The sequence below is a fragment of the uncultured Algibacter sp. genome (assembly GCF_947495675.1).
Classification (GTDB): Bacteria; Bacteroidota; Bacteroidia; order Flavobacteriales; family Flavobacteriaceae; genus Algibacter_B.
On sequence record NZ_CANLZX010000023.1, the window covers coordinates 12,778 to 25,356 of the forward strand.

Here is a 12,579-nt window from a genome sequence, read left to right on the forward strand (position 1 = left end):
TAAAGATGTGATCCTTAAAAAGTCTATTTCCGCAGTATTACTAATTTTAGCTTTCATCAGTTTTTTAATTGCTCAAGACATTCAATAATTAAATGAAGAACGTACTCTTAGCTGTAATAAAAAGGAGTTAAACCTTTAATTTTCTATTATTAAACAATAATTAAATATGAAAAAAAGTATATTTCTAGTAGGTGTTTTACTTTTTATACTGTCTTGTCAAGAGAATTCAAATAAAAATCAGGTCATCGTAAAAGATATTCTTGAACTTAATAAAGCCCTAGAGCAAATTAAACCAGGTGACGATATTGTATTAGCTAATGGTGTTTGGAAAAATGCAGAAATAAATTTTTATGGATTGGGCACAAAAGAACAGCCTATAACTTTACGAGCAGAAACTCCTGGAAAGGTTTTTATTGAGGGTATTTCGTATTTGCATTTGGGAGGCGAATATTTGCATGTAGATGGTTTATATTTCAGGAATGGCTATTCACCAAAAAATGCTGTTATTCAATATCGAATAGGTAAGGATAGTACGGCCAATCATTGTCGAATTTCCAATACCGTAATTGATGGGTTTACTAAACCAAACCGTTTAATTAACGATCGCTGGGTTGTGTTTTACGGTAAACATAACAAGCTAGACCATAATTATATAACAGGAAAGTCTAATGATGGTGAAACAGTAAGAGTTTTTTTTACTGGAAATCAGCACGTTAATGCGCACCATCAAATTGTAAATAATTATTTTGGTCCTCGTCCTCGTAAAGGCGGACCTAGAGCAGAAACCATTCGTGTGGGCGATAGTAAAACAAGATTTTCGCCGGGCTACGTTAATGTGGCTAATAATTATTTTGATGCTTGTAATGGCGAAGTCGAAATTATTTCAGATAAAACAAATTTCAATACTTATAAAAACAATGTGTTTTATAAATGTGAAGGCTCACTAGTTTTAAGACACGGATGTTATACAACTGTTGATAGTAATATTTTTATTGGCGGTGATGATTCTAACTTTTACGGAGGCATAAGAGTTGTAAACGCCGGACATAAAATCACCAATAACTATTTTTATAAAATTAAAGGCGAAAAATTTAGAGCACCATTAGCTATTATGAATGGTATTCCTATGACACCTTTAAATAGATATTTACAAGTGTCAGATATTATTGTGGCTTATAATACTTGGGTAGATTGTAAATCGCCTTGGCAAATAGGTGTTGGCCAAAATTTAAAAAGTGCAGATGTGCTTCCAATAAGCGAAATCCGATCTGCGGCACCAATACGATCAACAGTAGCTAATAATATAATTTATAATTCCGTGGAGGATGAAACCCCTATTATAAACCACAGCGAAATGGACGGTATAGTATTTAAGAATAATATGATTGATAATAATGGGGGTGAATATTCTGAATATGATGTGTTACAGAACGGTTCTTTAAAGATGAAAAAGATAAATGAATGGTTGTATGCTCCAGAAAATTCACAAGATAAAAAGTTGAATGATGTATTTGAAGGATTTGATTTCGGAAGTATTGAAAAGGATATATTTGGAACCACAAGAGGTGAAAATAACAGCATTGGCGCAATTACTAAATTGTTCGCAGCCGAAAAATTTAAAATAGATAAAAAGGCCTACGGACCAGATTGGTTTTCTATTGAGAAAGTAGGTAAAGAGCCAAAAGTATTAACTGCTTCATCGGCTGAAGGTGACCTCGCAGAGAAAATACGTCAGTCTGCATCAGGAGATATCATCGAACTAACAGATTCATTATATTTAATTAGCTCAAGTTTTAAAATCGATAAAGAAATTAGTATTCGTTCTAAAGATTCTCAAAATATGGCTCAACTTGTATTCGCAGGAGAAGATAATTCTGTAGCATTTAAAATGAACCCTAAAGGAAACCTGAAATTAGAAAGTTTGATATTAAAAGGTCATAACAAAAAACAGGCATTTGCACCTTTAAAAGAAAATATGGCTTCAGCTTATAATTTATTTGTTAATAATTGTGTAATTGAAGATTTTAATCATGTTTTAAAAGCAACAAAAGGATCTTTTTCAGATTCAATTACCTTCAAAAAAACAAGAATTAAAAACTGTGAATATGGTATTGTTTTGGCTTCTGAAGAAAAGGGTGACTATAACGCAGAAATGGTAACAATCAATCAATGCGAGTTTAATAATATAAAAAGTAATGTTATAAATTTCTATAGAGGTGGTTATGATGAATCCACCATAGGAGGGTGTTTAACGGTATTCAATAGCTTGTTTACAGCATGTGGTAAAAATGAAAAAAGCAGTATATTGCTCAAAACTAGAGGTATTATCAATGTGAATATTTTTGATAACACTTTTAAAAATAATCCAATAAAACATGTTGCTATCCTTTGGGGTGAAAAGAATAACCATCAAAAAGGAAATATTTTAATTAATTCTGGAACTATAAAAGTTGAAGACCAACAGAAACTTAAAATATTGTACTAACTATTTAAAAGGTAAATTAATATTTATTACCAAAACTAGCTAATACACCACCACTATGTCAAAATTTAAAACGCTTCTTAAAAACCTTGGCCCCGGATTATTATTCGCAAGTATGGCTATTGGTACATCGCATTTAGTACTTTCTACAAAAGCTGGAGCGCAGTATGGTTGGTTCATGATTATTCCAATAATTTTAGCAAATGTTTTAAAATATCCGTTTTTTGAATTCGGAATTAGATATACCAACGTAACAGGCAAAAGTATTATTGAAGGTTATAATGCAAGAGGTAAAGGCTATTTATGGTTATATGCTTTCATAACATTAATAACAAGTATAGCAAGTCCAGCTGCACTATGTTCGATTACTGCTGGTCTTTTTATAAACCTTTTTAGCATACAAAGCGTATCGCTTACTACTATTGCGGTTTGCTTATTCGTACTAAATAGTATTATTTTAATTATTGGTAAGTATAAGCTTTTAGAGACTTTACTAAAATTCTTGATTCCTATCTTGTTTATTGCTTTGTTGGCAACCACAGTATTTGTAATTAATGCAGGACCAGTAGAGAAAATAGTTAACTTTAATCCACCAAAGATTTTTAACGAATTGGGAATTCTATTTCTTATCACCTTAATTGGATGGATGCCTACAGCTGTGGAAGCTAGTAGTTGGTTAAGTTTATGGAGTGCAGAAAAATATAAGATAGACCAAAATAAACCACCATTAAAAGAAGCGCTTCACGAATTTAATACAGGTTATTTAATAACGTCAATACTTGCAATTTTCTTTTTAGTTATTGGGTGTATGACGCTTTTTGGTACAGGTAAAGAATTAAGTGGCAATGCCGTAACCTTTGCAGACCAAGTAATAAACTTATTTACTACACATATAGGTAATTGGGCTTATGTATTTATTGCGGTGTCTGCTTTTGCTACCATGTATAGTACATGTTTAACGCAACATGATGCCATCTCAAGAGTTAGTGTAGATATTATTGGGTTACTTGTTGGAGAGCATGAAAAATTCAAAGGAAAAAAGTACTATACCGCAGGTATTATTATAATCGCAGTTATGAGCATTATTGTATTATATACCTTGGGGGCTAATATGGGATTAATTCTAGCTATTGCCACCGCTACCTCATTTGTTTTGGCGCCAATTGTGGGTTATATGAATTTAAAAAATGTAATGAGTAGTGACATTCCAGAAGTTGATAAACCTAAAAAAGGCTTGCAACTTTTAACCTATGCGGGCATCTTTTTCTTATCATGTTTAGCAATTTATTATGGCTGGGTGCTGATTTCTTAAGGCATAAATATAAGTGGCTTTTGTGTTTCATCGATAAAATAATGTTTTTTACCGATGAAATTTAAAAAATTAATATATTAGCAAGCTATAACCTACAAATTATGAAGAAAAAATTACTTTGTTTAGTTGCTTTATTAGTTGCTGTTTTAAGTTATTCTCAAATTGCCAATAAACCTAATGATTATATTATTTGTGATACTGATGATGATGGTTTTGCTCAATTTGATTTTGATACAGTAATTACACCACAAGTCTTAGGCACTCAAGACCCTCAGGATTTAGTATTAACTTATTATGCTAGTTTAAATGATTTTAATAATAATATTAACCCAATAGCTAATACGTCTAATTATACTAATACTTATAGATACCAAACAATTTATGTGAGGTTAGAAAATACTTCTATGGGTACATTTGCTACGACGAGTTTTATAATATTAGCCGAAATAAAGCCAATTTTTAATACTAATCTGGTTGCAGAAATATGTGGTGACAGTACTGTATTTGGTAAAAATATTAATGCTGTTGAATATAATGGTGCCATTACTAACGACAATGCAGATTTTCTCTATACATATACATATTATGAGACACAAGAAGATGCAGACGCAGATATTAATGCCATTGCCGACCCATCCAATTATAATAATTTTAATAATTTATTCGTATTTTATTTAAGAGCTACTTCTAAATTTTTAGGATGTTATTATGAAACGACTTCGTTTGAGTTGCACGAATATGTTCCATACCTTAATAATACCGATGCTTTAGAGCTTTGCGGTACTACAGATACTGCTACTTTTAATTTAGAGCTTAATCATGTTTTAAATGAAACTACTGATCAAGTCGTTACTTATCATGCTTCTTCAAGCGATGCGTATAATAACATTAATGCATTACCATTTAATTACCAAAATACTATCAATCCGCAGACTATATATATTAGAGCTACCTTAAACGATAGCCCTTCAGGAATCATAACAGACTGTTATGACGTAAAACCTCTAGATTTAGTAGTAAATACAGGAACTCCAGTAACAGCAAACGTCATTGGAGATATTGCTATTTGTGGTTCAGAATTAAATTACGATTTAACCCAAAACGAAGCAGCAATAACTGGCGGACAAACAGGAACTACGATTTCTTATTACAATAGTTTAGAATATTTATTGCAAAGTTTTGAGCCTATAACGAATCCAAATAATGTGACGCTAAACGAATTTGGAACCAACACCTATTACGTGCGTGTAAATGCCGATGCTTCAAACTGTTTTAATACAACAGAAATTAACGTAACAGTTCAAAGTGATTTAGCTTTAGATGCTGCATCTTTAAATAATTGTGATAATTCATTAGATTATGATTTACAGTTAGCTATCAGTCAAATCAATAATGCTTTTGATAGCAATATTACATTTCATCTAACAGAAGCGGATGGACTTTCCAATAGCAATGCTATAGCAAATATTAATACTTATACAGCGAGTTCAAATAACCAAACCCTATTTTCAAGAGGATTAATATCTGATACATGTTATGGCGTAGGAACGGTCGAGTTAATATCAAATAACACACCAACCGCAAATACAATTCCAACACAAAACTTATGTGGCTTTCCTCAAGAACATGATATCACAATTATTGAGAGCGCTATCATAGGAAGCCAAACAGATGTTTCCATTTCATATTTCACAACACTTGCAGACTTACAATCTAATCTTAATCCTATAACCAACGCAACAACTTTTAACTTTGATAATGCAGGAACCTATACATTTTATGTTCGTGTAGATTCAGACCTAACAGATTGTTATAGTTACGTAGAAATAGAATTTTTGGTAGGAGATAATTTTGATACCTATGATACATATCTAAGTAAGTGCGATGATGATTTCGATGGCATTTCTACCTTTAACCTAGAAGAGGCGTTACAGTATATTACTATAGAAACAGGTTTAACTATGACATTTTTTGAAAGTATTGAAGATGCTCAAGTTAATACTAATGTAATAACCAACCCAGAAAACTACACAAATACAACGCCAGATGTTCAAGTTGTTTATGCTAGAGCAGAACACATATCAGGATGTGTAAATATCCAACAACTATACTTATTAGTTTCTGCAATAGAACCAGTTACAAGTGTGTCTTCATTAGATACATGTGATGATAATTATAATGACGGATTTGCAGAATTCACTTTATCAGATATCCAAAATGAAGTTTTAGGAAATAATCTTACTGGTGATTTTTTTGTAACCTACTTTGAAAATTTAACTGATGCCGAAAATTATACAAATCAACTACCAGTAACTTATACTAATACTACAGCAAACCAACAAACTATTTATGCCAGAACAGAATGGCAATATGATATAGACTGTTATTACGTAGTACCAGTAGAATTAAATGTTATATCTACTCCTGCGACAACAATACGGAGTAATCTTCAATTGTTTGGTTGCGATGAAAATAACGACGGTATTGTGGTATTTCATTTGGATTCTATAGTAGACGACATATTAAACGGTACGCCAGATACCGAAATAAAATTTTATAGAATTTTGGCAGAATCTCTGGACGAGAGTAACGCCCTCACAAGTCCTTATTACACACCTGGAACCATTTGGGCCAAAGCAACAAATAGCTCAGGTTGTGCTACAGCTGTTCAATTAGAGTTAGTAGTCGAAGATTGTCCTGAATTTGTTACTTGTGGCACAACAGTAAATACCACCTATTGTTATACAGAAAATGATACTACCGAATTTAGGTTTAAAAGTACCGATGGCAGTCCGCTAGTCGTTGTTTTTAATGCAGGCCAAATTGAATATGGTTATGATGTTTTAAATGTAATCGATTCCGATGGTGCAACTAATTTAAATACAGTAACACCTTGGGGCAATGTAAACGCTGGAGGAGATGTAGGCGATGTAAGTGGTTTAAATTTTACGTCGTCGGGCGACCGTTTAACTATAATTATTAATTCAGATGATATAATTAGCTGCTCAGATGAAGGCTATACATCTTTAGATTTTGATGTGTTATGTGCTAGTAACGTTGGTTATATTCAAGTTAATGCCTTTTTAGATGAAAACAACGATGGCATTTTTAATGGTATAGACACACCTTTTACAAATGGCTTCTCAACTTACGAAGTGAATAATGATGGTAACATAATAACAGTTAATTCAAATACTGAAAGCTATACAATAGCAAACCTAGATGAAGCAAATAGTTACGATATTACCTATGAAGTTTATCCTGATTATGAGAATTGTTTCAATATTCCAACAGCTCTTGTTGAAAACATTTCAGTTTTACATGGTAATACGATAAACGTGAATTTCCCGATAACCGAGGCAATGCCTTGCGAAGATTTAGCCGTTTATTTAGTACCTGTAGATTCACCTAGACCAGGGTTTGATACTTGGTGTGAATTGCGATTGGAGAACGTTGGTTCTTCTGAAATTACAACTGGTACTGTTACTTTTCAACATGATGCTTTAGTAAATTATGTATCTTCAAATTCCATTGGAACGGGGCTTACTATAACACCTACAGGAACGGGTGTAACAATTGATTTTACCAATTTATTACCAGAAGAAACCAAAACCGTTATGGTTTTACTTCATACCCCAACTAGTGTATCATTGGGTGAATTAGTAACACATAATTTAGAATATACAACCGCATCAAACGATATTATTACGGCTAACAATACATCAACAGTAACACTTGAAGTTATTGGTTCTTACGACCCTAATGATATTATAGAATCTCACGGTAGAGAAATTGTTTACGATGATTTTATTACTTCTGATGAGTATTTATATTACACCATCAGGTTTCAAAATGTAGGAACTGCCGAAGCCATAACAGTACGTATAGAAAACACCATAAATGCGCTATTAGATATTAGCACCATGCAAATGCTTAGTTCGAGTCATGATTATGTGATGGTACAAAATGGCAACCAGTTAACATGGACTTTTGATAATATAAACTTACCAGCCCAATCGCAAGACGATTTAGGTAGTAACGGTTATGTATATCTTAAAATAAAACCAACAGCAGGTTACAATGTAGGTACCTTAATACCAGATTCTGCAGAGATTTATTTTGATTTTAATGCTCCAGTTATAACAAACACTTTTATAACGGAGTATGTAAATACATTATCGGTATCTCAATTTAATACTAATACATTTTCATTATACCCAAATCCGGTAAAAGAGGCTGTAAATATTAAATTAAATAGTGCTTTAAGTGGCAATGTTTTTGTTGAAATTGTAGATGTTCAAGGTAAAATTATTTTACAAGACAGGCTTAGTAAAACACTTCAAATTAACGTTTTAAATTTTGAACCAGGACTCTATTTTGTTAAGCTTAAACATGATCATGGTGAATTTATCAAGAAGCTGATAATAAAAAAGTAAAATATAAAATGAAAGCTTCAATTTACGCTGAAGATTTATTGTATAAGAAACTTTGTTAGTTAAAACCTAAACCTTTGTAAACACAACCCGCGTTAGGGATTGAACGGCATGTTTGAACTCCCTGACGCAGGAAGGAGTGAGTAGTGAAAGCACGACCCTTGTGGTAACGTGCAAATCATTTAATATTTAATTAAGATTCTGCTTTTTTTAGGCCCGCCAAATCTAGTTATCTTTGCTTTTTGAAAAACTAACGAATTGCGATATTTTATTGAACTTTCTTATAATGGTAAAGGGTATCATGGTTGGCAAAATCAACCAAATGCAATAACTGTTCAGGAAGTTGTTGAGAAAGCTTTATCAACTTTGCTAAATGAGCCTGTCTCTATAATGGGGGCCGGACGTACCGATGCTGGTGTGCATGCAACGCAAATGTTTGCTCATTTTGATACAGATACTGTTTTTAACACACCTAATTTAATTTTTAAATTAAATTCTTTTTTGCCTGCCGATATTGCAATTCATGATATTTTTAAAGTGAAACCTGATGTGCATGCCCGTTTTCATGCTTTGAGTAGAGCGTATTTGTACCGCGTGGCTGTTAAGAAAAACGTGTTTAACGTTGATAGTTGTTTTTATGTTAAGCATGGTTTGGATGTTGATAAAATGAACGAAGCTTCCAAAATTTTATTGGAGTATAAAGATTTTCAATGTTTTTCGAAAAGTAATACAGATGTAAAAACGTATAATTGTGATATTGTACAAGCAGAATGGCTAGTTAAGGATGATGAGTTACATTTTGTTATTAAAGCTAATAGATTTTTAAGAAATATGGTGAGAGCCATTGTAGGAACCATGATAAATATTGGTTTAGAAAAAATAGAAGTTGAAGAATTGCATACTATTATAAAATCTAAAAATAGGAGTGAAGCTGGATTTTCGGTCCCGGCTCATGGTTTATTTTTAACACATGTTGAATACCCAAAAGATATACTATTATAAATGAGTAATAAGAAAGAAAGCATATTTGATTTTAAACTTTTTAAGCGCCTTTTTGAGTACATAAAGCCTTATAAAGTGGTTTTCTTTGGACTAATTTTATTGGTAGTTTTATTGGCTGTTTTTAGTGCCGCAACACCATATATAACTAAATATGCTATTGATGATAGTATTACAAATAAAATTGAAAAAGACTTTTTGTTTTACATTATTTTAATGCTTGGTGTTTTAATTTTTCAAACAATTTTTCAATTATTATTTATCTATTATGCGGCATGGTTAGGGCAAAATTTGGTTCAAGATGTACGTGTGAAACTCTTTAATCATTTACTGCGTTTTAAAATGAAGTATTATGATAATTCTTCGGTTGGTTTATTAATAACACGTGCTGTAACAGATATGGAACGTATTGCCGATATTTTTGGTCAAGGTTTATTCATGATTTTTAAAGATTTATTAGCTATGGCTGTTGTTTTTGGAGTTATGGTTTACTTGAATTTTAAGTTAAGTGGTATTGTTTTTATAATGATGCCTTTATTACTTTATGCTACCCGCATTTTCCAGAAGTATATGAAAAAAGCTTTTGAGGAAGTGCGTACAGAAGTTTCTAACCTAAATAGTTTTGTGCAAGAGCGTTTAACAGGTATGAAAATTTTGCAGTTATTTACTCGTGAAGATTTAGAATTAAAGAATTTTAAGGCTATTAATGAACGCCATAAAAAAGGCTGGGTTAAAACAGTTTGGTATAACTCTATATTTTTTCCGTTGGCCGATTTATCATCGTCAATTACTATTGGTTTAGTAGCTTGGTATGGTGGTTTAAATGTGGTTTTACAAAATAGTTCAGTATCTCAAGGTGATTTAGTGGCATTTATCATGTTTGTACCCATGTTATTTAGACCGTTACGCCAAATAGCAGATAAGTTTAACACTTTACAAATGGGAATGGTAGCAGCAACAAGAGTGTTTAAAATAATTGATACCACCTCTCAAATAGATGATTTAGGAACACATGTAGCTCAAGCCTTTAACGGTGATATAAAATTTGATAACGTTCATTTTAGTTATGTTGAAGATGAAGAAGTGCTTAAAGGTATTTCTTTTGATGTTAAAGCAGGAGAAACAGTTGCCATTGTTGGTGCTACTGGTGCAGGCAAATCGACTATTATTAATTTACTGAATCGTTTTTATGAAATTGGTGATGGTGTCATTTCTGTTGATGGTATAAATATAAAAGATGTGACTTTATCATCGTTAAGAACTCAAATTGCCGTGGTATTGCAAGATGTGTTTTTGTTTGCTGATACTATTTTGAATAATATTACACTTGATCATCCTGAGATTACTGAAGATCAAGTTTATCAAGCAGCCAAAGATATTGGTATTCATGATTTTATTATGACATTGCCAGAGGGTTACCATTATAATGTTAAAGAGCGTGGTGTAATGCTATCTTCAGGGCAACGTCAATTAATTTCCTTTTTAAGAGCGTATGTAACTAACCCTAGTATTTTGGTTTTAGATGAAGCAACATCATCTGTAGATTCATATTCAGAACAACTCATTCAAAATGCAACTGATAAAATCACAAATGGTAGAACATCAATTGTTATAGCTCACAGATTAGCAACCATTAAAAAAGCAGATAAGATTATTGTTATGGACGCTGGTAAAATTGTAGAACAAGGTACACATAATGAGTTGCTTAAAAAAGAAAACGGATTTTATAGAAACTTATATGAAGTTCAGTTTTTACAAGAAGAAGTAGCGTAGTTTACTATAGTAATTTTGTAATTAATAAATACACAATCATAATTACAGCTGAAAATATAGAAATTGATACTAGTGACAAAATAGTATATGACAAAGCACGTAAAAAGCTTGACATAAATGAAATTTTATAAAGTCTCTTGTACATAATTATCATGTAAAAAAACATGGGAATAGCCAAATAAGTAGATAAACTATTATAATTTACACCTACAGGTAAAGATAAAAGAACTATAAAAAATGAAACAAAATATAGTTGGGCTGATGCGTAAGAAACAATAACAAAATGCTCTGCAGTATTATATTTTTTTGAATCAATAAAAACTAATCTTGAAATTAGGGCATAAATAGGTATTGAAATTATTGTTATCAATCCTTGGTAATCATAAATGTATTTCATGATGGTTTGCATATCAAATACACCATCTTTTGTTTCCTTATTAAATGAAATATTTAATAGTTCTGGAAAGAATTTTTTCAAAATAAAAAATTGTAAACCTATTAATGTTAAAGTTAATCCAAGATATGGTATCACATTAATATATTTTTTTCTGAAACCATTTATGTAGCTATTTATAACATTTTCTGGTTTAGTAAATAAGACTTTAATTGTTTTTATAAGCTTGTTATCGATACTTAAAAACTCGTAAAAAAAATTTAAAATAAATGACTTTACAGTCAATCGTTTAAAATCTATTTTTTCTCCACAATAAGAACAGAAGTTAGTATTAGTAATAGTTTGTTTATTACAGTTTCTGCAAGTCATTATGCTAAATCCTTTTTTATCATAGTATTAAGCTCGGTTGAGTCTTCAAAAACAACAAATTCACCATCTTTAAAATAGGAAATATGTCCAGTTTCTTCACTAACCACTAAGGCCAAAGCATCTGTTTTTTCGGTAACACCAATTGCTGCTCTGTGTCGTAAACCAAAACGTTGTGGAATGTTTTTTTCGTTATTTACAGGAAGAATAACACGCGTAGCTTTTACAATATTATTACTAACCACAATAGCGCCATCATGTAACGGGCTGTTTTTAAAAAATATACTTTCTATAATGGGCTGGGTGACTTTTATATTCATCTCGTCACCAGATTGCATTAAGAAATCTAAATTGTTGTTACGTTCAAAAACAATAAGCGCCCCAGTTTTAGACATAGACATTTTGTTGCATGCTGAAATTACAGCATCAACATCAGTTGTGTCACTTGTTTCTGTTTTTAAGAAATTTATTTGCTGAAAAAATTTACCTCGTGAGCCTAAATTTGTTGAACCTACCATCAATAAAAATTTCCTAATTTCTGGTTGGAAGACGACAATTAAAGCAATAATACCAACCTTCATAAAACCACCAAAAATTCCTGTTAGGAGTTCCATGTTTAAGAAATCGGTTAATCTCCAAGCCCCATAAATAATTATAATACCTATAAAAATATTAATGGCAACTGTGCCTTTTATTAACCTGTAAACATAGTAGAGTAATAGTGCTACTAAAATAACATCTATAATATCTACAACAGTAAACTTTAAAAGGTCTTTAAAAATATCCAATAGTAGTGGGTTTTGGTAAATTTAGTAAAAAA

7 protein-coding genes and 1 pseudogene are annotated in these 12,579 nt (G+C 31.5%); 5 read left to right on the top strand and 3 right to left on the bottom strand.

Translation table 11 applies throughout. The annotated features are described in order from the left end of the window. Positions 1–166: 166 nt before the first annotated feature. The 5 genes from Q0842_RS14360 (at position 167) to Q0842_RS14380 (ending at position 10,999) form a co-directional block, all read left to right on the top strand. On the top strand, positions 167–2,485 hold the full coding sequence (locus tag Q0842_RS14360) for a chondroitinase-B domain-containing protein (protein ID WP_298499602.1): 2,319 nt from the start codon (positions 167–169) through the stop codon (positions 2,483–2,485). A 55-nt stretch (positions 2,486–2,540) separates the two neighbouring features. Continuing rightward, positions 2,541–3,794, top strand: a complete 1,254-nt coding sequence (locus Q0842_RS14365; RefSeq protein ID WP_298499605.1) for an NRAMP family divalent metal transporter — start codon at positions 2,541–2,543, stop codon at positions 3,792–3,794. A gap of 101 nt (positions 3,795–3,895) precedes the next feature. After that, positions 3,896–8,230 (top strand): T9SS type A sorting domain-containing protein, encoded by a 4,335-nt coding sequence (locus Q0842_RS14370; protein WP_298499609.1) that lies wholly within the window; start codon positions 3,896–3,898, stop codon positions 8,228–8,230. Between the two features lie 255 nt (positions 8,231–8,485). Beyond that, a complete protein-coding gene (gene truA / locus Q0842_RS14375) occupies positions 8,486–9,229 on the top strand; it encodes a tRNA pseudouridine(38-40) synthase TruA (protein WP_298499612.1) in 744 nt (247 codons plus the stop codon). Beyond that, a complete protein-coding gene (locus Q0842_RS14380) occupies positions 9,230–10,999 on the top strand; it encodes an ABC transporter ATP-binding protein (RefSeq protein ID WP_298499615.1) in 1,770 nt (589 codons plus the stop codon). A 4-nt stretch (positions 11,000–11,003) separates the two neighbouring features. Here the strand turns inward: Q0842_RS14380 and Q0842_RS14385 are convergent, their stop codons facing one another. The 3 genes and pseudogenes from Q0842_RS14385 to Q0842_RS14390 form a co-directional block, all read right to left on the bottom strand. After that, positions 11,004–11,477 carry a hypothetical protein gene (locus tag Q0842_RS14385; protein WP_298499617.1) on the bottom strand — a complete coding sequence of 158 codons (474 nt, stop codon included), beginning with the start codon at positions 11,475–11,477 and terminating at the stop codon, positions 11,004–11,006. Positions 11,478–11,510: 33 nt separating this feature from the next. Then, positions 11,511–11,762: pseudogene (locus Q0842_RS16400) on the bottom strand (DUF3667 domain-containing protein); the annotation flags it as partial. Continuing rightward, positions 11,762–12,547, bottom strand: a complete 786-nt coding sequence (locus Q0842_RS14390; RefSeq protein ID WP_298499620.1) for a diadenylate cyclase — start codon at positions 12,545–12,547, stop codon at positions 11,762–11,764. The pseudogene Q0842_RS16400 and the gene Q0842_RS14390, both read right to left, overlap by 1 nt. Positions 12,548–12,579: the final 32 nt, after the last annotated feature.

Bases quoted from the DNA above. Each gene is read 5' to 3' on its own strand.
- Q0842_RS14370 (WP_298499609.1), top strand. From the start codon at position 3,896: ATGAAGAAAAAATTACTTTGTTTAGTTGCTTTATTAGTTGCTGTTTTA.
- Q0842_RS14380 (WP_298499615.1), top strand. From the start codon at position 9,230: ATGAGTAATAAGAAAGAAAGCATATTTGATTTTAAACTTTTTAAGCGC.
- Q0842_RS14365 (WP_298499605.1), top strand. From the start codon at position 2,541: ATGTCAAAATTTAAAACGCTTCTTAAAAACCTTGGCCCCGGATTATTA.
- Q0842_RS14360 (WP_298499602.1), top strand. From the start codon at position 167: ATGAAAAAAAGTATATTTCTAGTAGGTGTTTTACTTTTTATACTGTCT.